Below are 21221 nucleotides of genomic sequence, written 5' to 3' on the forward strand. Positions count from 1 at the left end.
CCCGCGCTCAGGTCGCCGCCAGGGCCGCGGGCTCGCTCGTGTAGGCGCGCACCAAACGCAGCAGCTCGTCTTCGGAATAGGGCTTGCCGAGGTAGTGGTTCACACCGAGCGTGCGCGCATAGTCGCGGTGCTTCTCGGCGATGCGCGAGGTGATCATGATGATCGGCAAGCCGGCCATCGCGCTGTCGGCGCGGATGTTGCGCGCCAGGTCGAAACCGTCCATGCGCGGCATCTCGATGTCCGACAGCACCACGGCCGGGCGCTCCTGCTGCAGCCGCTCGAGCGCCTGCAGGCCATCGGCCGCGAGCGACACACGGTAGCCTTCGCGCTGCAGAAGGCGCTGCGTGACGCGGCGCACGGTGATGGAGTCGTCGACCACCAGCACCAGCGGGATCTGCGCCACCGGCGGGGCGAGCGGTGTATCCGACGCGCCGTTTTCGCCGGCCGTATCGGCCGCCTGCGCAGGCGCGGCCAGCGCCGCGGCCTGGCGCCTGCGCGCCTGCTCGCCGTGCACGGCCGCAAGCGCCACCGGGTTGTAGATCAGAGCCACCGCACCCGAGGCGAGCACCGAGATGCCCGCGAGTCCCGGCAGGCGTGCCAGCTGCGGGCCGAGGTTCTTGACCACCACTTCCTGGTTGCCCAGCACTTCGTCGACGTGCAGCGCCACGCGCTGTGCCGCGCTGCGCACGATCACCACGGTGTTGTTCTTGCCCGCGAACTGCTCGCTGCGCGCCGAGGCCTGCAGCAGCGCGCCCGCCCAATAGAAGGGCACCTGTTCGCTGCCGAAACGGTGGCTGTCCTGCCGGTACGCAGCCTCGAGATCGGCAGCGCCCACGCGCTGCACCAGCTCCACCAGGTTCGACGGCACGCCGATCGACACCTCGCCTGCGCGCAGCATCACCACGTGGGTGACGGCGGTGGTGAGCGGCAGCACCAACTTGAAGGTGGTGCCCTGCCCCGGGGTGCTGTGCGTCTCGATGCGGCCGCCGAGCGCGGCGATCTGCGCGCGCACCACGTCCATGCCGATGCCGCGGCCGGCCAGTTCCGAGACCTGCCCCGCGGTGGAGAAGCCGGGCTTGAAGATCAGCTCGGTGGCTTCGTCGGGCGACAGTTCCTGGCCAGGCGCGAGCAGGCCGAGCGTGCGGGCACGTTCGGCAATGCGGCCGTGGTCGAGGCCGGCGCCGTCGTCGCGGAAGCTCACCGACACGTCGTTGCCTTCGTGGTGCAGCTCGATCGCGATCAGTCCGCTCGGCTCCTTGCCGGCCTGTGCGCGCGCGTCGGCCGTTTCGATGCCGTGCGCCACGCAGTTGCGCAGCAGGTGCTCGAAGGCCGGCGTCATGCGGTCGAGCACGCCACGGTCCATTTCGATGGAGCCGCCGACGATGTCGAGGCGCACCTGCTTGCCGGTGTCCTTCGAGGCCTGGCGCACCACGCGGTAGAGGCGCTCGGAAATTCCCTCGAACTCCACCATGCGCGTGCGCAGCAGGCCGCGCTGCAGTTCGCGCGTCTGGCGCGCCTGCACGCTGAGGTCGTCTTCGGTGGCCTGCACCGTCTTCTGCAGCGTGCGCTGGACCGTGGCCACGTCGTTGACCGACTCGGCCATCATGCGCGTGAGCTCCTGCACCCGCGTGAAGCGGTCGAACTCGAGCGGATCGAAGCTCTGCTGCGAATCCTTGGCCTGCGCGAGGCGCGACTGCATCTGGCTTTCGGCCTGCACCTCGATGTCGCGCAGCTGCTGGCGCAGGCGGTCGAGGTTGCCCGTGAGGTCGGCGAGCGAGGCGCGCAGCTGGCCGAGCTCGGCCTCGAGGCGCGAGCGCGTGATGATGACCTCGCCGGTCTGCGCCACGAGGCGGTCGAGCAGCTGGGTGCGGATGCGCACCGCCTGGCCCGAGGCCGGGCGCAGCGGCATGAGCAGCGCGGGCGCGGAACGCGGCAGCAGCGCAGCGGCGGCGGGCACGGCCGCGGTCGGGTCCTCGGATGCGGCGCCGGCTTCGTCCTCGTCGTTCGCGGCGGCCGGGGTGTCTTGATCGCCGGCGGCAGCGGCCGATTCGGCGGCCACCTGCACCAGCTGGACGCCGGGCGATGTGGCAGAGGCCGAGGTCATGCGCTCGGCCACTTCGGCCTGGGTGGCATCGTCGGCGGCGCGCAGTGCGTCGAAGGTGGCCTGCAGCGCATCGAGGCGTGCAAGCAGCTTCTCGATCTCGCCGCGGTCGGCCGCCCCCTGGGTGCCGAGCAACTCGATCTCTGACTCCATGCGATGCGCCCGCTCGCCGAGGCGCATCGCGCCGGCCAGCCGGGCGCTGCCCTTGAGCGTGTGCAGCGTGCGCAGCACCGAGGCGCGCGGCGCGCTGTCGTCGGGATGGTGCGCCCATTGGCGCAGTGCCTGGGCGAGCTGTGGCAGCAGTTCCGCCGCCTCTTCCTCGAAGATCGGGAACAGGTCGACGTCGACCGCGTCGCTCACGTCGAGGGCGTCTTCGGAATCGTCCAGCGCCACGTCGGCGATGCCCCCCGGTGCCGGCATCGGGACCGGGCGCGGTTCCATGCGGAAGGCGGCCTCGGCAGGCATGGGCGCGGCGGCGATGTCGCGCAGCGCCTGGAGCGTGCCTTCGGACGGCTCGCGCAGCAAGCCGGCGGCAAACTGGTGCAGCAGGCGGCGAAGCTCGTCGGCGGCGGCCACCAGCACCACGCCCTGCTCGCGCGTGCCGCTGCCCTGCATCTGCAGATGCTGCAGCGCGGCCTCGAACAGCCGGGCCATGCCCGACAGGCTGTGGAAGCCGACCGTGGCCGAACTGCCGGCGAGCGAATGCGCGAGGGCGATGGTCGAGTCGGGCAGGCGCTCGTGCGTTTCGAGCGCCCATTCGCCGACGTCGGTGGCGAGCTGGCGCGACCACTCGTCGGCTTCGTTCAGGTAGACGTTGTAGAGCGCGATGCCGATGCGCAGCGGACCGATGACCTTGACCTGGTCTTCCGCGCTGGTGGTGCCGGCTGGTTCGACAGGCGGCTCGGGCTCGACCTGCGCCGGGGTTTCGGCGGCTTCGGGCTCGGGCTCGGGTTCTGCGACAGGCTCCGCAGCCGCTTCGATGGCGGGCAGCGGCGCTTCGGCCGCGGCAGGTGCTTCGTCCACGGCGGGCGGGGCAGATGCCTCCTCGGGCTGCAGCAGCAGGGCCGCGGCGGCGACGGGTTCTTCCTCGGGCGGCGCTTCGATCGCCCACTCGAGATCGGGCAGCGCCTCGAGGGGCGGTACCTCCGGCGCGGCCGGCGCAAGCGCCTCGGGCTGCTGCTGCGGCTTCGCGGGCATCGAGATGTCGAAATCCTCGTCGGTCAGGGTTTCGAAGGTTTCGATGCCGGATTCGGGCTTGGCGTCGAAGTCGAGGAAGTCGGTCGAGGCGAAATCGTCGTCGCGCTCCGACCGATCGAACGGCTGCGGCACTTCGGCCGGAAACTCGAAAGCGGCGTCGCGCGGCAGTTCCCGCGACAGTGTCAGGTCGGGCAGGTCCGGAAGCTGCGGCATCGCAAGCGGTGCCACTGCGGGTGCGGGTGCGGGCGCGGGTGCAAGCGCCGGCGGCTCGGCCGCGATCTGCCGGGCCGCGACCGCGAGCGCATCGGCACCGGTGGCCCAGGTCGGCGCCGCCGGCACCGCTTCACCTGCAAGCAGGGCATTCGCCACGCGGCTGAAGTGTCCGGCCTGCCAGCCGTGCGGCGTGCCCGAGGCGATGGCCTCGACCCACTGGCTGAATTCCTCGAGCGCCTTGCGGGTGCCCGACAGCAGCTCGGGCGTGGCGGCGCGCTGGTCGGCGAGCCAGGTGTTGAGCACCTGCTCGAACGACCAGGCGGCGTCGCCGAAATCGGTCAGGCCGACCATGCGCGAGCTGCCCTTGAGCGTGTGGAACGCGCGCCGCAGGATCGTGAGTTCCTCGGTATCGTCCGGATGGCTGCCGAGCTCGTCGATCGCAGCCAGGCCGTTCTGCACCACCTCGCGCGCTTCCTCGAGAAAGATGTTCTGCAGGTCGTCTTCTTCGAGTTCGGTGACCTCGGTGTCGGGCAGCGCGCCAGGGCCGGCGATCTTCTGGGTCCAGCTGTCGGCCTTGCGGCTGAATTCCTCGATCGGCGATGCCTTGGCCTTGCGGCCGGGCGCGGCGAGCGCCGCGAGCTTCGAGGCGATCTGGGCATCGACCTCCTCGATGCTCAGCACCGGGTCGGCGCCCACGGCCAGGCCGGGCGCGGGCGCTTCGGCCGCCGCATGGTCGCCATGGCGGCCCATCAAGGGCTTGAGTTCGCCGACTTCGGCGTCGAACACGAACAACCGCTTCGCAAGCGCCGGCTGGTAGCCGAGCATGTCGATCAGGAAGCCGAGCGCGCCCAGGTTGTTGCCGAGCGCGTCGAAGCTCTGCATTTCCTCGACCGGCGAGGCACTGCCGACCAGCATCTGCTCGACGTCGTCGCGCATGCGCTGCACGGTCTCCGCGGCCTGCTCGAGGCCGAGCACCGAGAACACGCCGCGCATCTGCAGCAGCTGGCTCGGCACGGTGCGCAGCAGCGCCTTCTCGGTCGGGCGGCGGAAGTACTGGTCGAGCGACTTCTCGAGTTCGCCCATGTGGCTGCGCAGCTCGTCGACCACGGTGCCCATGGTCTGGCGGTCGCTGACGCGGCGGTACAGGTCCTCCATCCAGGGCTCGAGCGGCTCCGAATGGCCGCCTTCGCGCACGCGCTCGATGCGCCCCGCGAGCTGCAGCGTGCGCGCGGTGAGCTGCGGATCGCTGGGGTCGAGGTCTTCGAGCGCGGCCTCGAGGTAGAGCACCGAGGTGGCGACCTCCATCGCGAGCTCGGTGTCGGGCGGCTGGCCAGAGCGCACCGAGGCGTCGACCGCATGCGTCAGCGCCTCGACCATCGGCAGGCTCGGCGGATGCAGCTTCTGCAGCGACTCGCCGAGTTGCGCAAAGGTGTCGGCCACCTGGCGCGTGCGCGTGATGTCACCGCCCGAAAGCGCCGACCACATTTCCTTGGCGGTCTCGATGCGCTTGCGCGCCTGCGCGAGCACCAGCGGATCGAAACGGCCGAACTGCTCGACCGCATAGTCGATGTACGGCTCGCCGGCCACGCCCCAGGCGGCGCGCACGGTGCGCAGCGTGGCGGCTTCCTGCTGGGCAGTGGGCACGGCCTGGGCACAGAAGAACAGCAGGTCCTGGCCGAGGCGGTCGGACACGGCGCTGTCGCCGCGCGCGAGCGTGGCGTATTGCAGCAGCACGCGCGAGGCGGCGCGCTTGACGTAGGTGTCGGCAGGAATCAGCGCCAGCGCCAGCCCCTCGAAGAAGCCCGCGGCCAGGGTCCAGAAGCTCGCGACGCGCGGCAGCAGCGCGCCGCGCCCGAGGCCGAGGCACAGCGCATGCAGGTGACGGGCGGCCTGCGGATCGCCGGTCTTCACGAGCTGCAGCACCTCGCGGTCGAGCCGCGAGCGAACGCCGGGATCGGCCGCCAGCGCGGCCTGGGTCAGCGCGGGACGCACCTCGACCCAGCGCCACGCCACGCTCCAGAGATCGGCCGGATGCACGCGCTCGTTGCCCACCAGTTCGAGCACGTCGCGGTATTGCGGGAACAGGCCGATGGTCGAGACCGGCTTGCCGGCCAGCACCGCCTGCAGGAAATCGATGACGGCAAAGCCGGCGCGCTCGATCTTCTGGACGGCGCTGTCGGTGCAGCGCTGCGGTTCGGCGATGAAGCCCTGCACCGCGAATTCGACGGCGCCGAGCACCAGCGCCGGGGCCGGATTGCCCACCATCTGCAGCGCACCGACCGACTGGTGCAGCTGCTGGCGGGCCATCTGCAGCGGGCCGCTTTCATGTTCGGCAGCGCTGCCCGTGTCACGCACGAAGCGCCGCAGCGACTTGCCGACGTTGTCGATGGATTTCTGGACCTCGCCCAGGACCCAGGCCAGCGGCCCGAGGTCTTCGTTGGCCGGCATGTTGCCGGCGAGGGGGGCCGTGGCAGGGGTTGGAGTCGACACGTTGGGTGCTCGCCGTTCTTTGATCTGTCAGTTTTCCAGTGGGCGCCGCGCGGCGAGCTTCATCAGGCGATCTTGAAACGGGCGACCGATCGGCGCAGTTCTTCCGCCATCTGCGAGAGCTCGCGCACCTGCTGGGCCGTGGTGCGGGTGCCTTCCCCGGTTTGCTCGGTCACCGCGAAGATGTGCTGGATGTTGGCCGCCACGACGTTGGCCGAATCGGCCTCGCGCGACGCCGACTGCGAGATCTGCTCGATGAGGTCGGCCAGGCGGCGCGACACGCGGTCGATCTCGGACAGCGCGGTGCCCGCGTTGTCGGACAGCTTGGCCCCTTCGACCACACCCTGCGTGGAGCGCTCCATGGCGCCCACGGCGTCCTGCGTGTCGGTCTGAATGGCCTTCACGAGCGCCGAGATCTGGCGCGTCGCGTCGGCCGAGCGTTCGGCCAGCCGCTGCACTTCCTCGGCCACCACCGAGAAGCCCCGGCCCGCTTCACCGGCCGATGCGGCCTGGATGGCGGCGTTCAGCGCCAGCACGTTGGTCTGCTCGGTAATGTCCGAGATCAGCTCGGTGATTTCGCCGATCTCCTGCGACGATTCGCCGAGCCGCTTGATCCGCTTGGAGGTTTCCTGGATCTGGTCGCGGATGGCGTTCATGCCGCCGATGGCGTTCTGCACCGCCTGCAGGCCCGACGAAGCGGCCTGCAGCGACTGGCGCGCAACCAGGGCCGATTCCTGCGCCTGCGACGACACGCCGTTGATTCGCTCGGCCATGACGAGCACCGACTGGCCGGTTTCGCGGATCTCGCGCAGCTGCTCGGTCGACGCCGCCAGCAGTTCGGTCGAGGTGCTTTCCACCTGCGACGTGGTCTGTGCCACGCGCGTGGCCGTGTTCTGCACGTTGCCCACCAGCAGGCGCAGTTCTTCCACCGTGTAGTTCACCGAGTCGGCGATGGCGCCCGTGATGTCCTCGGTCACGGTGGCTTCCTGCGTCAGGTCGCCCTCGGCCACCGTCTGCAGTTCGTTCATGAGCCGAAGAATGGCGGCCTGGTTGGCGTTGTTGACGCGGCCGGCCTCTTCGCTGGCCTGCTCGGCCGCGAGACGCTCGCGATCGGCGACGGCGGCGCGTTCGCGGCCCTCGCGCACCTGCACGTAGCCGATGGCGCCGGCAAGCGCCAGGGCGGCCAGCGAGAGCACGAACAGCATCACGATGGTGCCGGCGCCGAGGCCGGTGCGGGCGGAGAGCTTGTCCTGCAGCTCGCCGAGCGCCTTGCGAAGCGGTTCGCTGTCGGTCAGGATGCTGGCCTGCGCTTCGCGCGCGGCCACCAGGCCTTGCAGGTTGCCGAGAATGGCCGAGGCCTGCGTGCGCATCTGCTCGTAGGTCTTGAGGATGACTTCGAGCTGCTCGCGGGTCTGCGGATCGCGCGAACCGGGGAAGCGCTGCTGCGCATTGCCTTCGAGCAGGCCACGCGCGGTTTCCTGGAAGGTGTTCAGGTCCTTGCCGAGCAGGAACACGGCGTCGGGGTTCACGCCCTCGACCGTGAAGAACTCGTTGGTCGATTTGCCGATGCGCTGGGTCAGCATGACGAGCTGGCCGGCCGCGGCGATCTCGGGCAGCGTGGCGTTCTGCTGCATCTTGAGCGAGGCCACCGTCTCGGTCATTTCGAGCAGCGCGGACGACTGCTGGTTGATGTCGCGCAAGGCAGCGCCCACCTGCGTCAGGATCTGCCGCTGGCCGAGCACGACCTTCGCGCTGGCATCGGCACGCGTCACCAGCGGGGTGATCCTGGCCATGTCTTCGTCGTACTGGTTGCCCACGCGCTCCAGGCGCAGCGCGTCGTCGCCGCTGGTCAGACCCTGCACGCGGCGCGTGAGGTCGTCGGCGGCATCCTTCACTTCGACGAAGGCGGGGCCGCTGCCCACGAGGGCCTGCGAGATCGACTTGGCGAGGCGCTGCGACTGCATCAGCGACTGGCCGGTGGCCGCCACCTGCTGCGCAAGGCGCTCGGCGCGAAGAATGGCAGAGCCGGCCACCAGCAACAGCAGCAGCACCACGAGCGCGAGCATGATCGCGAGGATCCGCTGCTGGCGCGCCGGGCTCGAATCCTTGCGGCCCGCCGCCAGCGCCTCGGCCGCCTCGTCCGACGCGGCATCGGCCTCGTTGGCGGCCTCGTTGCCGATCCGTGCCGGGCCATCGCCGAAGCCGGTGGGCGCCGCGATCGCCGCCGCACCGGCGCTGCCGCCGCTGCGGTCGAGGCGGACGGTTTTCTCGTCCATCCCCTGCACCGTGTCGGCGTCGTCGAGCGACAAGGTGGAACCGGAGCCGTCGACGCGGGCCTTGTCGTTGCCGCTGGTCGCGGGCAGTAATTTCTTGAACTTGTCGGCGATCGAGCTCACGGTCGGTCCTTCGGTGGTTGTCTGCGGGGCGCGTGCCTGGGCACTAGGCGCCGATACTCAAAAACTGGGGTTGCTGCGACAACGCCTGCAGGTTGATCTCCTGCCAGCGCTCGCCTGCCGCGTCGGTGTACAGATGCCCGAGCCACGCGGGTGCGTCGTCGGCCGGGGGTTCCGCGGCCGAAAAGGCGTCGACGCCGCGCAGTCCCGCCAGGCGGTCGACCAGCAGGGCGCAGTTGACTTCGAGCAGCTCGTTCAGGGCAACGAACCGCGACTGCATGCGCACCGCCTCGCTCGCGGTCGCCGCGCTCGGCGCGCCAGCGGCGAAGGCCGAGAGGTGCACCACGCCGTACAGGCCGCCGCGCAAGTTCGCGACGCCCAGGAACCAGGGCGCCGTGTAGGGCACCGGCTGCGGCGGCGTCCACGGGAAGATCTCGCCGGCATGGCCGAGCGGAAACAGGTACTTGCCCTCGCCAGCCTCGACCGCGAGCCACGTGGCCGCGATGCCGGTGGTGCGGGCAGCCTGCAGGCGGCTCGCCAGCCGAGACTGGAAGGCGCGGAGCGCGTCGCGGTTCGCCATGGCCTCTGCAGGTTCCCGCTCAGGCCAGCGCGCTGATCTTGGACATCAGCTCGGTCGCGTTGACCGGCTTGACGATGTAGTCGCGCGCGCCCTGGCGCATGCCCCAGACGCGGTCGGTCTCCTGGTTCTTGCTGGTGCAAAGAATGATCGGGATCGCGGCGTACTGCGGGTTGCGGGCGATGGCGCGCGTGAGCTGGAAACCGTTCTGGCCGGGCATCACGACGTCCATGAGGATCAGGTCGGGCTGGTCTTCCTCGATACGGCGCATCGCGTCTTCGGCGTTTTCGGCGGTCTTGACGGCAAAACCGTTCTTGTGGAGCAGGTCGGAGAGGAACACCAGCTCCGTCTTGGAGTCGTCGACGACGAGGATTTTTCGAATGGGCATCACTGCACTTCCTGTGGAACATGGCCGAACTGCTGCACGGCCTGCAGCAGCTGGTCCTTGGTGAAGGGTTTGGTCAGGTAGTCCTGCGAACCGACCATGCGGCCGCGCGCCTTGTCGAAGACGCCGTCCTTCGAGGACAGCATGACGACAGGGACGTTCGAGAAACGGGCGTTGCGCTTGATGATGGCGCAGGTCTGATAGCCGTCGAGGCGCGGCATCAGGATGTCGCAGAAAATCAGGTGCGGCTTGTGGTCGTTGACCTTGGAGAGGGCATCGAAACCGTCTTCCGCGAGAAGAACCTCATGACCGCCCTGCTTCAGAAATATTTCGGCACTGCGCCGGATCGTATTGCTGTCGTCGATGACGAGCACCTTGTAACCTGATCCATTCGGCCCCATTGCACACGCTCCTGCTGATGAGACTTGGATGCCCGCCGCGCCGTACATCGGCGCAGACCGCGTAGCCTATGCCATGCTCTAGATTTCAACCATTTCGAAGTCTTCCTTGCGTGCACCGCACTCAGGACATGTCCAGTTCATCGGCACGTCGGCCCAGGCCGTGCCTGCCGCGATGCCATCTTCCGGTACACCAACCGCTTCGTCATAGATCCACCCACAAATCAGGCACATCCAAGTTTTCGTATTCATCGGAGCTTAAAGTCCTTGTTCATTAAATGCAACGAGTGTATCTATGCGTATCTCACTGGCGGACTGTAAACGTCGCGCTTATGCCACCATCCAGGAGATCCCCGTCCGGCGTATGACCATTCACTTACATCCAGCAGATGACGCTCGCCATCCGGGCGATCTTAACGACCCCTCGGAGGGGCCCGACGAGATCGCCGAAAGCGATCTGAACCCGCCCTGCGTGCTGGTCTTCAACGCCAGCGACCCGAGCGGGGCCGGCGGTCTGGGGGCCGATGCGCTGGCCATGGCCTCGGTCGGCGCGCATGTGCTGCCGGTGGTCACCGGCGCCTACGCGCGCGACACGGCCGAGATCTTCGACCACTTTCCGTTCGAAGAAGAAGCCATCGCCGAGCAGGCGCGCGCCATCCTCGAGGATGTCGAGGTGCAGCTCATCAAGGTGGGCTTCGTCGGCACGCCCGACGCGCTGAGCACCATCGCCGAGACCGCCTCCGACTACCCCGAGGTGCCGGTGGTGGCGTACATGCCCAACCTCTCCTGGTGGGACGAGGACCTGATCGAGGGCTATCTCGATGCCTTCCGAGAGCTGCTGCTGCCCCAGGCCACGGTGCTGGTGGGCAACCACAGCACGCTCTGGCGCTGGCTGCTGCCCGACTGGAGCGGCGAGCGGCCACCAAGCGCGCGCGACATCGCCAAGGCCGCGGGCGAGTTCGGCGTGTCGTACACGCTGGTCACCGGCATCATGCTGCCCGACCAGTTCATCGACAATGTGCTCGCGTCGCCACAGTCAGTGCTCACTAGCGAAAAGTACGAACGACTCGAAGCGGTGTTCTCCGGTGCCGGCGACACGCTGTCGGCCGCGCTGGCCGCGCTGCTCGCGAGCGGCACCGACCTGGTCGCGGCCACCACCGAAGCGCTGGCCTACATGGACCGCTGCCTTGACGCGGGCTTCCGCCCTGGCATGGGCCATGTGCTGCCCGACCGGCTGTTCTGGGCCGAGCCCGAAGACGACGAGGACGACGACGGCCCCGGCGACGTACCGCCCGACTTTGCCTTGCCTCCCCACGACACCCGCCACTGAAATGAACCCACCCCCGTCCCTCGCTCACTTCGTGTAGCTCGACTCCCCCTCAAGGGGGCAACACCAGCGGCCCGGCAAAGCCGGTTCCGCGGTGTTCCCCGCATCGTCCCGCGTTTTTGAACGCCTGCTTTCTCCACCCGATGTCCCACGCTGACCAAAACAACATCCTTTTCGACCGCGCCCGCGCCGTCATCCCCGGCGGGGTCAACTCGCCCGTGCGCGCCTTCAAGGCGGTGGGCGGCACGCCGCGCTTCATCCGCCGCGCCGAGGGCGCCTATTTCTGGGACGCCAACGACAAGCGCTACATCGACTACATCGGCTCCTGGGGCCCGATGATCCTGGGCCACGGCCACCCCGCGGTGGTCGAAGCCGTGCAGAAGGCCGTGCTCGAAGGCTTCTCGTACGGAGCCCCGACCGAGCGCGAGATCGAACTCGCCGAGGCCATCCTCGCGCTGGTGCCGTCGATGGAGATGGTGCGGCTCGTGAGCTCGGGCACCGAGGCCGCGATGAGCGCGCTGCGGCTGGCGCGCGGCGCCACCGGCCGCAAGCACATCATCAAGTTCGAAGGCTGCTACCACGGCCATGCCGACGCGCTGCTGGTGAAGGCCGGCTCCGGCCTCGCGACCTTCGGGCATCCGACCTCGGCCGGCGTGCCACCCGAGGTCACGCAGCACACGCTGGTGCTCGAGTACAACAACATCGCCCAGCTCGAGGAGGCCTTCTCGCTGCATGGCAACGACATCGCCTGCCTGATGATCGAGGCGATCGCCGGCAACATGAACTTCGTGCGCGCCACGCCCGCGTTCGCCCGCCGCTGCCGCGAGCTGTGCACGCAGCACGGCGCGCTGCTGATCTTCGACGAGGTGATGACCGGCTTTCGCGTCGGCCTGCACGGTGCGCAAGGCGTGCTGGGCATCACGCCCGACCTCACGGTGCTCGGCAAGGTGATCGGCGGCGGCATGCCGCTCGCGGCCTTCGGCGGACCGCGCGCCATCATGGAGCAGCTCGCGCCGCTCGGGCCGGTCTACCAGGCCGGCACGCTCTCGGGCAACCCGGTCGCCACGGCCTGCGGCCTCGCCACGCTGAAGGAGATCGCGAAGCCCGGCTTCTACGAAGCGCTCTCGAACAAGACGCGCGCGCTGGTCGACGGCCTCAAGGCCGCCGCGGCGTCCGCCGGCCGGCCCTTCAGCGTCGACAGCGAGGGCGGCATGTTCGGCTTCTTCCTCATGAACGAACTGCCGCAGAACTACGCCACCGTCATGACCACCGACAACGCGCAGTTCAATGCGCTGTTCCACGGCCTGCTCGACCGCGGCGTGTACATCGCGCCGGCGCTCTACGAAGCGGGCTTCGTGAGCGCGGCGCACAGCGACGACGACATCGCCGCCACCATCGAGGCCGCGCGGCAGATCTTCAGCGGGTCGTGAGCTTCACGAGCCCGGTCACGGGCTTGCCGTTCACCATCACCGGCCGGTGATGGTCGTCGGCCAGCAGCACGCCGATCACGTGGCTGCCCGTCGGCGAGGGGCACGGCCCGAAGCGGGCCTTGGCCAGGTCGCCGCCGAAATCGCTGTTCATGCTGTTGTAGGGGCGCCCAGGGAGGTTGCAGCTGTCGCCTTCCGGATCGATCTTCATGTGGACATGGCCGCAGCGCGGATCGCTACCGCACCGGCCAGCCGGCAGCAGCTTGAAGTTGCTCTGCACCACCACGCCGATCGACCGCTCGGCATCCGCGCCCAGCGGGACCACCGCGCCTTCGGGCGGCCAGACGATCCGGAGCGTGGCGGCGGAATCGTCGGCCTGGGCGGTGCATGCCAGGGTGATGGCGGCAAGGAACAAGAGGGCACGGATGCGCATGGAAGACTCCGATCGAAAAAACAGAGCGACAGGTAGAAAGGCAAGACGCCGCCGCTCATGTAATCAGCGCATACATGAGCAGCGGTCGCAGTCTAGCGCAAAATAATCACCGATTACATCAATGGATTCAAACTCGCCCCGCATGACTGCCCGCGCCCCACGCCCCGCTACCGCCGACACGCCACAGCCGCGCGCCGCCTACCACCACGGCAACCTGCGCGAAGCGCTGGTCCAGGCGGCGGTCGAGCTGATCGAGCGCGATGGGCTCGACAAGCTCAGCGTGCGCGAAGCGGCCAAGCGCGCGGGTGTCTCGCCAGGCGCGCCGTTCCGCCACTTCGCCACCAAGACCGCGCTGCTGACGGCGGTGGCCGAGCAGGCGACCGAGCGGCTGCGCTTGCATGTGGAGCAGGCGCTCGAGGCCGCCGCCGGCGCACCGGCGCTGGTGCGCTTCGGTGCCATCGGCCATGCCTACATCGAATGGGCGCGCAAGAATCCCACGCACTTCCGCGTGATCAGCGAACGCGCATTGATCGACTACGACAGCTCGGTCAGCCTGCGCAGCGACAACGAATCGATCCGCACGCGGATGCAGGCCTTGTTCGACGAGGCCTTCGCGCACGGCGGCAGCGCCGCCAGCGCGGACGCAGCCCATGCGCAGATCGCCGCGCGCGCACTGGTCTACGGACTGGCGCGCATGGCGGTGGACGGGCACTTTCCCGAATGGAGCCTCTCGCGCGAATCGACCGCGAAGACCATGGCCGGCACGCTCGACTTCTTCATGTCGCTGCTCGCCGCGGCCGCGCCCGCCAAGGAAGCCCCGTCCGCAAGCAAGAAAGCCGAACGGCCGCCAGCGAAACGCTAGCGACCGTCCGGCTTCGCCTTGGCGGCGGAAGGGCTCAGTGCCTGAAGTGGCGCACGCCCGAAAGCACCATCACCACGCCGCGTTCGTCGGCGGCGTCGATCACTTCCTGGTCGCGCATCGAACCGCCGGGCTGGATCACGCAGCTCGCGCCCGCATCGACCACCACGTCGAGCCCGTCGCGGAACGGGAAGAAGGCATCGCTCGCCACCGCCGTGCCCTGCAGCGAGAGGCCCGCATGCTCGGCCTTGATGCTGGCGATGCGCGCCGAATCGAGGCGGCTCATCTGGCCCGCGCCGACGCCCATGGTCATGCCGTCGGCACAGAACACGATGGCGTTGCTCTTCACGTACTTGGCGACCTTCCAGGCAAACAGCAGGTCCTGCAATTGCTCGGGCGTGGGCTGCTTCTTGCTGACCACCTTGAGGTCGCTGGCCGCGAGCTCGTGGTTGTCGGCGGTCTGGATCAGCAGGCCCGAACCGACGCGCTTGACGTCCATGAGGTTGCGGCCGTTGTCCCAGTCGGACTTGCCGCCCGGCGGCAGCGCGATCTCGAGCACGCGCACGTTCTGCTTGGCCTTGGTGGCCTGGAACACCTCGAGCGCCTCGGGCGTGTAGCCCGGCGCCATCAGCACCTCGACGAACTGCTTGTTCACGGCCTGCGCGGTCGCGAGGTCCACCGGGCGGTTGAAGGCGATGATGCCGCCGAAGGCCGAGGTCGGGTCGGTCTTGAAGGCCTTGGCATAGGCTTCGGCCGCGTCCTTGCCCACGGCCACGCCGCAGGGGTTGGCGTGCTTCACGATAACGCAGGCCGGCACGTCGAAGCTCTTCACGCATTCCCACGCAGCGTCGGCATCGGCGATGTTGTTGTAGCTCAGCTCCTTGCCCTGCAGCTGCTTCGCCGACACGAGCGAACCGGGCGCGGGATGCAGGTCGCGATAGAACGCGGCCTGCTGGTGCGGGTTCTCGCCGTAGCGTAGGTCCTGCACCTTGACGAAGCGGCCGTTGCTCTGGGCCGGGAACAGCGAGCGCGTGGGCGTCGGCTGGCCGATGCTCGCGTCGAAGTCGATGGCCGAGAGGTAGTCGCTGATCGCGCCGTCGTAGTCGGCGATGCGGTTGAACGCGGCCACCGAGAACCCGAACTTCGTCTTGTCGCTGAGCTTGCCCGCCGCCCGGAGTTCGGCCAGCGCCACCGCGTACTGCGACGCGTCGGTCAGCACCCCTACGTCCTTCCAGTTCTTGGCCGCGCTGCGCACCATGGCCGGGCCGCCGATGTCGATGTTCTCGATCGCGTCCTCGAGCGTGCAGCCGGCCTTGGCCACCGTGGCTTCGAACGGATAGAGATTGACCACGAGCAGGTCGATGGTGTCGATGCCGTGCTGCTCGATCGCCGCCATGTGCGCAGGCAGGTCGCGCCGCGCGAGCAGGCCGCCGTGGATCTTGGGATGCAGCGTCTTCACGCGGCCGTCGAGCATCTCCGGAAAGCCGGTGTGGTCGGCCACCTCGGTGACCGGCAGGCCGGCATCGGCGAGGAGCTTGGCGGTGCCGCCGGTGGACAGCAGCTTGACGCCGAGCGCATGCAGGGCCTGCGCGAATTCGAGGATGCCGGTCTTGTCGGAAACGGAGATGAGTGCAGTCTGGGCCATGGAATATGCCGTGGTTATTTCAAAAGTTTGTGCTCGACGAGCTTCTTGCGGAGGGTGTTGCGGTTCAGGCCCAACCATTGCGCGGCCTTCGACTGGTTGCCCTCGGCGCGCGTCATGACGACGTCGAGCAAGGGTTTCTCGACCACGCGCACGAGCATCTCGTACATGCCGTCGGGTTCGGTGCCGCGCAGATCGCGAAAGTAGCTGTCCAGACTGGTGCGCACGCAGTCCTCGATGTGTTTCTTGCTCATGGTTTTTTTCTTCTCTCTCTCAATCGGTGGCGCAGGCCGCCTCCTCTTCACCTGGCAGCTCTTCGGCCGCCTCGTATTCGGGCATGCGGTCCATGCGGTCCGCCAACCCGTCGAAATAGTCGCCCACCACGCGCAACTGCGCGGGAGCATCCTCGATGCCGTTCATCTGCGCTCGGAAGGCCTCGCCGTCGGGCAGCATGCGCACGTACCAGCCGATGTGCTTGCGCGCGCTGCGCACGCCGCTCCATTCGCCATAGAGCGCGTAGTGCGCCTCGAGGTGGTCGAGCAGCAGGCGGCGCACTTCGGCCACCAGCGGCGGCGCAAGGTGCGTGCCCGTGGCCAGGAAGTGCGCGATCTCGCGAAAGATCCACGGCCGGCCCTGGGCCGCGCGGCCGATCATCACGGCGTCGGCACCGGTGGCCGCGAGCACGTCGCGCGCCTTTTCGGGTGAGCGGATGTCGCCGTTCGCCACCACGGGGATGCGCACGGCCGCCTTCACCGCGGCGATGGTGTCGTACTCGGCGTGGCCCTTGTAGCCCTGCTCGCGCGTGCGGCCATGCACCGTGAGCATCTGCACGCCGGCCGATTCGAACTCGCGCGCGAGCCTCACCGCATTGCGCTGCTCCTGGCTCCAGCCGGTGCGCATCTTCAGCGTCACCGGCACGCCGAAGGGCTGCGCCGCATCGACCACGGCCTGCACGATCTCGCGCGCGAGCGGCTCGTCGCGCATCAGCGCCGAGCCAGCCCACTTGTTGCAGACCTTCTTGGCCGGGCAGCCCATGTTGATGTCGATGATCTGCGCGCCGCGCTCGATGTTGTAGACCGCGGCCTCGGCCATCATGGCCGCGTCGGTGCCCGCGATCTGCACGGAGATGGGGCCCGGCTCGCCCTCGTGGTTGGCGCGGCGCGAGGTCTTGAGCGTATTCCAGAGATCCTTGCGCGAGGTGACCATCTCGCTGACCGCATAGCCCGCGCCGAGTTCGCGGCACAGCATGCGGAACGGCCGGTCGGTCACGCCGGCCATGGGCGCGACGAACAGGCGGTTTTCCAGCGTGTGATTGCCGATCTGCAAGGTCATGGGGGAAGAGGCGTCGCGCGTCCGGCTGCTGCTGAAAAATGAGGCACGATTGTAGCCACGCGGCATTTCGGCCGCTGAAACGATTTGCGCATGCGATGCAGGTGCAAACACCTGTTGCGCACGGCCTTTTCTCCGACCTGCCGCAGCCGGCCGCCTGCCTATACTGCGCCGACTCATTCCACTTTATGCAAGCCTGGCTCGACGCTCTCCTCGCGCTTCTCGCGCTGCCGCAATACGGACTCTCCACGCTGTTCATCGCGGCGTTCGTCTCGGCCACGCTGCTGCCCGTGGGGTCGGAGCCGGTTCTCTTCGGCCTGCTGAAGCTCAACCCCGACATGTTCTGGCCGGCCGTGCTGGTGGCCACCGCCGGCAACACGCTGGGCGGCGCCGTGGACTGGTGGCTCGGCTACGGCGCGCACAAGGTGGCGGACAAATATTCGCATTCGAAACACCATGTGCGGGTGCTGGGCTGGCTCGAGCGGCTCGGCCCCAAGGCCTGCCTGCTGAGCTGGCTGCCGATCGTCGGTGATCCGCTGTGCGCGGTGGCAGGCTGGCTCAAGCTGCCGTTCTGGCCCTGCCTCGGCTACATGGCTATCGGGAAATTCCTGCGCTACGTCTGCATGACGGTGGCGCTGCTCTACATCTTCCCGTCATGAGCAAAGAGCGCTGCGCGATGAGCGCAACGTGAGTGAGCGCGCGCCTCGTCAGCGCAGCTTGAACGGGCCGCCGCGCGCCAACGCACGCTGGTAGGCCGGCCGCGCATGGATGCGCGCCAGATAGTCCATGAGGCGCGGGCGCTTCGCATCGAGGCCGCCACGCGCCTGCGCGGCTTCCACCGGAAAGCTCATCTGGATGTCGGCCGCGGTGAACGCGCTGCCGGCAAACCATTCGCTCTTGCCGAGCTCGGCTTCCATGAAGTCGAGATGGCTCTCGATGTTCGGAAGAATGAACGCCGCCTTGGCCTTGGCCGAGATCATCTTCGCGATCGGCTTCACGAAGAACGGCATCTTGCTGCCTTCGATCCGGTCGAACACCAGCTTGAGCAGCAGCGGCGACATCGCTGTGCCTTCCGCGAAGTGCATCCAGTAGCGATAGCGCAAGGCCTCGGGCGAGCCGGGCGCGGGCACCAGCGCGCCGCCGCCGTGGCGTTCGACCATCGTCTCGAGGATCGCGCCCGACTCGGCGAGCACCTCGCCGTCGTCGGTCGTCACCACGGGCGACTTGCCGAGCGGATGCACGGCACGCAGCGAAGCGGGCGCCAGCATGGTCTGCGGATCGCGCTGGTAGCGGACGATCTCGTAGGGAAGCGCGAGCTCTTCGAGCAGCCAGAGCACGCGCTGCGAGCGCGAGTTTTCGAGGTGGTGGACGGTGAGCATGCGAGGCTTCAGGAACTGAACAGGAAGTTCATCACGTCGCCATCCTTGACGACGTATTCCTTGCCTTCCGAGCGCATCTTCCCCGCGTCCTTCGCGCCCTGCTCGCCCTTGTAGGCGATGTAATCGTCGAAGGCGATGGTCTGGGCGCGGATGTAGCCCTTCTCGAAGTCGCCGTGGATCACGCCGGCGGCCTGCGGACCGGTGTCGCCGATGTGGATGGTCCAGGCGCGCACTTCCTTCACGCCGGCCGTGAAGTAGGTCTGCAGGCCGAGCAGCTTGTAGGCCGCGCGGATCAGGCGGTTGAGGCCGGGCTCGTCCTGGCCGATCTCGGCCAGGAACATCGTCTTGTCCTCGTCGTCCATCTCGGCGAGTTCGGCTTCGATCTTGGCGCAGATGGCAACCACCGGCGCACCCTGCTTCGCCGCGTACTCGCGCAGGCGGTCGAGGTACGGGTTGTTCTCGAAGCCGTCTTCCGCCACGTTGCCCACGAACATGGCGGGCTTGGCGGTGATCAGCGTGAAGCTCTTCACCAGCGGCATTTCTTCCTTGGTGAATTCGAGCGCGCGCACCGGCGTGTTCTCGTTCAGCGCGGCCTGGCAGCGTTCGAGCAAGCCGACGAGCTTTTGCGCATCCTTGTCGCCCGAGCGCGCGACCTTGGTGTGGCGGTGCAGCGCCTTCTCGACCGTGGCCAGGTCGGCCAGGCACAGCTCGGTCTGGATCACTTCGATGTCGGAGATCGGATCGACCTTGCCGGCCACGTGGATCACGTTCTCGTCGTCGAAGCAGCGCACCACGTTCACCGTGGCGTCGGTCTCGCGGATGTGGGCGAGAAACTTGTTGCCCAGGCCCTCGCCGGTGCTGGCGCCGGCCACGAGGCCGGCGATGTCGACGAACTCTACGATGGCGGGCACCACGCGTTCGGGCTTGACGATCTCGCTGAGCTGCGCGAGCCGCGGATCGGGCACTTCCACCACGCCCACGTTCGGCTCGATGGTGCAGAACGGATAGTTCTCCGCCGCGATGCCCGCCTTGGTCAGCGCATTGAAAAGGGTGGATTTACCGACGTTGGGCAGGCCGACGATGCCGCATTGCAAACTCATGAAAGTTCCTTTGAAATCAATCCCTTATGCACCATCGAGCCCAACGTGGGCGTCGTGGAAGTGCCCGATTTGCGCACTGCGCGTCGAGACGGCGATCACTTCGCACCGGGCGAAAGTGTTGCGGCAAGCCGAGATATTTATCCTCGTTTTGCCAGGGAGAAGTTAGTGCCGATTGTATTGATCAGCGAATCCCTGTTGCGCCGGAGCACGATTTCGGACGGCCGCATCCTTCGCGACCGGGTGCTCAGCGGGTTCTGCGTCCGCATGAATGCACGCAAGCGCACTTTCAGGGTGGCCACCAGCGTGGCGGGCAAGCAGTTCCGTATGACCCTGGGCTACTGGCCGCTGATGACCGTCGAGGAAGCGCGCACACGGGCCATGGAGGTACTGAGTCAGTGTCGACGCGGTGAGCAGCCCCAACGACCAACTCGGCCTGTCGTGTTGCCGACCCTCCGAGCGGTTCATACCGCCTATTGCGCGGCCAAGAGCGTCAAGGCGTCGAGCACGCAGCGCTACAGCTCCTTCTTTCGGACGCACTTCGCCGACTGGCTGGATAGATCTGTCACGGATCTCGCGGAACCCGAGTTCTTCGAGCACTGCCAGCAGTTCGCTCAGACAAGAGGCGCGGCGCTGGTGGAGTTCGGGCGCGGCGTCATTGGCGCGGTCGTGAAGTACGCGAACGCGGTGCATGACCTAGATCTCACCTCCCCGTTCGCGAAGCTGGCGGCGATGGGTCTGATGCCGGATCGTGCGCAGCCCCGCGCTCGGGTGCTGCAGGAGGCCGATCTGCCCGCGTGGTGGGCTGCTGTCCAACAGCTCGGCGAGCCCCAGCGAGACTTTCTTCTCCTGACGCTCTACACGGGGCTCAGACTCAGCGAAGCTAGGGGGCTGCGTCGCGCTCAGATTGACCTCGTTGGCGGGGCTCTGAGCATCCCTAACACGAAGAACGGCAAGCCCCACTCCCTGCCCATCACGTCATCCATGCGTAAGGTTCTGGAGCGACGCTGCGCAGGCCTGCAGCCGGACGACGAACTGTTCGCTGAGGTCGCCGCCGATCACCTGTCGCGGATGGCGGCCCGGGTGGGGTCGCCGTCCTTCATGTTGCACGACCTGCGCAAGCTGCTGGCGACTGTGGGCGAGCGTCTGGGGCTAGGTGATGCGGTGCTGCGCAGGGTGCTCAATCACACGCCGCCCAAAAGTGACACCCTGCATCGGCACTACGTTTCGCTGAACGTTGAGGACGTCCGGGCGCCGCTGGAGCGCATTCAGGAGCGACTCATCGACATGCTGCACCGTGCAGACACCCCACCGGCAGTAGACGCCTGAGCAGGCCCTTTGTCGATGTCGAGTTCTGGTCGGCGGTCTCGCATTCGAGCCCCAACGCGGCGTTGAGTGACAGCACCCAATTTCGGCTACATCCTGAACGCAATCGAAGCGCTGTAAAGGCTAGTCTTCCGGGTCGAATCGGCATGCAGCTCGGCAGGGAACCCTGAGGGGTGCTCCGTCATCAGCTTGGCTAAGTCAGGGGATATACCAACGAGCTGTTTGCCCTCGGCCTGCTGCAAGCGCTCTAGCAACCTTGGATCAGAGGCTGCTTGGCTCCTGACCCGCTCGTAGGCATCCTGCAAGGCGCTCACGAGTTGGTCCGCGTTCACATCGACGAACCTGCCGGGCGCTTTGTGCTCAAGCATCTCAATGGCGCGACTGCGTCCGGGACCAAAAGCGTAGACGACGGCCTTGGCGTGCCCCTTCTCACTGAGCCGCGATTCCCAGCCCAAGGAATGCAACATCGCACACCTGGCGGCGTAGAGGTCCAGCGCTGCGCAGTGGATCTGGCCGTCGTGCAGGACATGTTCATTGCAGAACCTGACGAATCGCTCCTTCACGTCGGACATCTTGAGCTGGCCCCTTGAATGACAGGACACGGTCTATCGCTTATCTTTAAAGATAGGAGTAGGACTGTGAGTACGACTA

The 21221-nt window shown here is 67.7% G+C and carries 18 protein-coding genes; 5 read left to right on the forward strand and 13 right to left on the reverse strand.

What is annotated here, in order from left to right; all coding sequences use genetic code 11:
- Positions 1-7: 7 nt before the first annotated feature.
- The 6 genes from AC3A6J_RS27325 to AC3A6J_RS27350 all read right to left on the reverse strand — a co-directional run bounded on the left by AC3A6J_RS27325 (position 8) and on the right by AC3A6J_RS27350 (position 10003).
- The gene (locus AC3A6J_RS27325) at positions 8-6001 is read right to left on the reverse strand and encodes a hybrid sensor histidine kinase/response regulator (protein ID WP_487863154.1); all 5994 of its coding nucleotides are present in this window, start codon (positions 5999-6001) and stop codon (positions 8-10) included.
- A 62-nt stretch (positions 6002-6063) separates the two neighbouring features.
- Positions 6064-8394, reverse strand: a complete 2331-nt coding sequence (locus AC3A6J_RS27330; protein ID WP_487863155.1) for a methyl-accepting chemotaxis protein — start codon at positions 8392-8394, stop codon at positions 6064-6066.
- Positions 8395-8437: 43 nt separating this feature from the next.
- Complete coding sequence (locus AC3A6J_RS27335; protein ID WP_487863156.1) at positions 8438-8971, reverse strand: chemotaxis protein CheW; 534 nt, start codon at positions 8969-8971, stop codon at positions 8438-8440.
- Between the two features lie 19 nt (positions 8972-8990).
- Positions 8991-9356, reverse strand: a complete 366-nt coding sequence (locus tag AC3A6J_RS27340; RefSeq protein ID WP_487863157.1) for a response regulator — start codon at positions 9354-9356, stop codon at positions 8991-8993.
- Entirely contained in the window at positions 9356-9754 is a 399-nt protein-coding gene (locus AC3A6J_RS27345; protein ID WP_487863158.1) for a response regulator, read from the reverse strand. Before AC3A6J_RS27345 ends, AC3A6J_RS27340 begins: the two co-directional genes overlap by 1 nt.
- 78 nt (positions 9755-9832) lie before the next feature.
- Positions 9833-10003: a rubredoxin gene (locus AC3A6J_RS27350; protein WP_007838397.1), complete on the reverse strand. Its 171-nt coding sequence runs from the start codon at positions 10001-10003 to the stop codon at positions 9833-9835.
- 112 nt (positions 10004-10115) lie between these two features.
- On the opposite strand from AC3A6J_RS27350, the gene thiD reads away from it, so the two are divergent.
- Both thiD and hemL read left to right on the forward strand, forming a co-directional pair.
- Positions 10116-11081, forward strand: a complete 966-nt coding sequence (gene thiD / locus AC3A6J_RS27355; RefSeq protein WP_487863159.1) for a bifunctional hydroxymethylpyrimidine kinase/phosphomethylpyrimidine kinase — start codon at positions 10116-10118, stop codon at positions 11079-11081.
- Positions 11082-11221: 140 nt separating this feature from the next.
- A complete protein-coding gene (gene hemL / locus AC3A6J_RS27360) occupies positions 11222-12508 on the forward strand; it encodes a glutamate-1-semialdehyde 2,1-aminomutase (RefSeq protein WP_487863160.1) in 1287 nt (428 codons plus the stop codon).
- Here hemL and AC3A6J_RS27365 read toward each other — a convergent pair.
- Positions 12495-12938: a hypothetical protein gene (locus tag AC3A6J_RS27365; protein WP_487863161.1), complete on the reverse strand. Its 444-nt coding sequence runs from the start codon at positions 12936-12938 to the stop codon at positions 12495-12497. The two genes, hemL and AC3A6J_RS27365, sit on opposite strands and share 14 nt — an antisense overlap.
- Before the next feature lie 142 nt (positions 12939-13080).
- On the opposite strand from AC3A6J_RS27365, the gene AC3A6J_RS27370 reads away from it, so the two are divergent.
- On the forward strand, positions 13081-13800 hold the full coding sequence (locus AC3A6J_RS27370; RefSeq protein ID WP_487863162.1) for a TetR/AcrR family transcriptional regulator: 720 nt from the start codon (positions 13081-13083) through the stop codon (positions 13798-13800).
- Positions 13801-13834: 34 nt separating this feature from the next.
- On the opposite strand, the gene purH is transcribed toward AC3A6J_RS27370, so the two are convergent.
- The 3 genes from purH to dusB are packed head-to-tail and all read right to left on the reverse strand — an operon-like array spanning position 13835 to position 16771.
- A complete protein-coding gene (gene purH, locus AC3A6J_RS27375; protein WP_487863163.1) occupies positions 13835-15442 on the reverse strand; it encodes a bifunctional phosphoribosylaminoimidazolecarboxamide formyltransferase/IMP cyclohydrolase in 1608 nt (535 codons plus the stop codon).
- A gap of 14 nt (positions 15443-15456) precedes the next feature.
- Positions 15457-15693: a Fis family transcriptional regulator gene (locus AC3A6J_RS27380; RefSeq protein ID WP_007838304.1), complete on the reverse strand. Its 237-nt coding sequence runs from the start codon at positions 15691-15693 to the stop codon at positions 15457-15459.
- A 19-nt stretch (positions 15694-15712) separates the two neighbouring features.
- Positions 15713-16771, reverse strand: coding sequence for a tRNA dihydrouridine synthase DusB (dusB, locus tag AC3A6J_RS27385; RefSeq protein ID WP_487863164.1), 1059 nt, complete (start codon positions 16769-16771; stop codon positions 15713-15715).
- A 185-nt stretch (positions 16772-16956) separates the two neighbouring features.
- Between dusB and AC3A6J_RS27390 the strand changes: the two genes are divergently transcribed.
- Entirely contained in the window at positions 16957-17427 is a 471-nt protein-coding gene (locus tag AC3A6J_RS27390; protein ID WP_487863165.1) for a YqaA family protein, read from the forward strand.
- Between the two features lie 48 nt (positions 17428-17475).
- Here the strand turns inward: AC3A6J_RS27390 and AC3A6J_RS27395 are convergent, their stop codons facing one another.
- A complete protein-coding gene (locus tag AC3A6J_RS27395; protein WP_487863166.1) occupies positions 17476-18147 on the reverse strand; it encodes a glutathione S-transferase in 672 nt (223 codons plus the stop codon).
- 8 nt (positions 18148-18155) lie between these two features.
- Positions 18156-19247: a redox-regulated ATPase YchF gene (gene ychF / locus AC3A6J_RS27400; protein WP_487863167.1), complete on the reverse strand. Its 1092-nt coding sequence runs from the start codon at positions 19245-19247 to the stop codon at positions 18156-18158.
- Between ychF and AC3A6J_RS27405 the strand changes: the two genes are divergently transcribed.
- Complete coding sequence (locus AC3A6J_RS27405; RefSeq protein ID WP_487863168.1) at positions 19236-20573, forward strand: tyrosine-type recombinase/integrase; 1338 nt, start codon at positions 19236-19238, stop codon at positions 20571-20573. The two genes, ychF and AC3A6J_RS27405, sit on opposite strands and share 12 nt — an antisense overlap.
- 86 nt (positions 20574-20659) lie before the next feature.
- On the opposite strand, the gene AC3A6J_RS27410 is transcribed toward AC3A6J_RS27405, so the two are convergent.
- A complete protein-coding gene (locus AC3A6J_RS27410; protein WP_487863169.1) occupies positions 20660-21142 on the reverse strand; it encodes a hypothetical protein in 483 nt (160 codons plus the stop codon).
- Positions 21143-21221 lie beyond the last annotated feature (79 nt).

The sequence above is a fragment of the Variovorax sp. Soil_C_39 genome (assembly GCF_057656815.1).

Excerpts from the sequence above, each read along its gene's own strand:
- AC3A6J_RS27335 (WP_487863156.1), bottom strand. The coding sequence starts at position 8,971 with ATGGCGAACCGCGACGCGCTCCGCGCCTTCCAGTCTCGGCTGGCGAGC.
- AC3A6J_RS27340 (WP_487863157.1), bottom strand. The coding sequence starts at position 9,356 with ATGCCCATTCGAAAAATCCTCGTCGTCGACGACTCCAAGACGGAGCTG.
- AC3A6J_RS27345 (WP_487863158.1), bottom strand. The coding sequence starts at position 9,754 with ATGGGGCCGAATGGATCAGGTTACAAGGTGCTCGTCATCGACGACAGC.
- AC3A6J_RS27350 (WP_007838397.1), bottom strand. The coding sequence starts at position 10,003 with ATGAATACGAAAACTTGGATGTGCCTGATTTGTGGGTGGATCTATGAC.
- thiD (WP_487863159.1), top strand. The coding sequence starts at position 10,116 with ATGACCATTCACTTACATCCAGCAGATGACGCTCGCCATCCGGGCGAT.
- hemL (WP_487863160.1), top strand. The coding sequence starts at position 11,222 with ATGTCCCACGCTGACCAAAACAACATCCTTTTCGACCGCGCCCGCGCC.
- AC3A6J_RS27365 (WP_487863161.1), bottom strand. The coding sequence starts at position 12,938 with ATGCGCATCCGTGCCCTCTTGTTCCTTGCCGCCATCACCCTGGCATGC.
- AC3A6J_RS27370 (WP_487863162.1), top strand. The coding sequence starts at position 13,081 with ATGACTGCCCGCGCCCCACGCCCCGCTACCGCCGACACGCCACAGCCG.
- purH (WP_487863163.1), bottom strand. The coding sequence starts at position 15,442 with ATGGCCCAGACTGCACTCATCTCCGTTTCCGACAAGACCGGCATCCTC.
- AC3A6J_RS27380 (WP_007838304.1), bottom strand. The coding sequence starts at position 15,693 with ATGAGCAAGAAACACATCGAGGACTGCGTGCGCACCAGTCTGGACAGC.
- dusB (WP_487863164.1), bottom strand. The coding sequence starts at position 16,771 with ATGACCTTGCAGATCGGCAATCACACGCTGGAAAACCGCCTGTTCGTC.
- AC3A6J_RS27390 (WP_487863165.1), top strand. The coding sequence starts at position 16,957 with ATGCAAGCCTGGCTCGACGCTCTCCTCGCGCTTCTCGCGCTGCCGCAA.
- AC3A6J_RS27395 (WP_487863166.1), bottom strand. The coding sequence starts at position 18,147 with ATGCTCACCGTCCACCACCTCGAAAACTCGCGCTCGCAGCGCGTGCTC.
- ychF (WP_487863167.1), bottom strand. The coding sequence starts at position 19,247 with ATGAGTTTGCAATGCGGCATCGTCGGCCTGCCCAACGTCGGTAAATCC.
- AC3A6J_RS27410 (WP_487863169.1), bottom strand. The coding sequence starts at position 21,142 with ATGTCCGACGTGAAGGAGCGATTCGTCAGGTTCTGCAATGAACATGTC.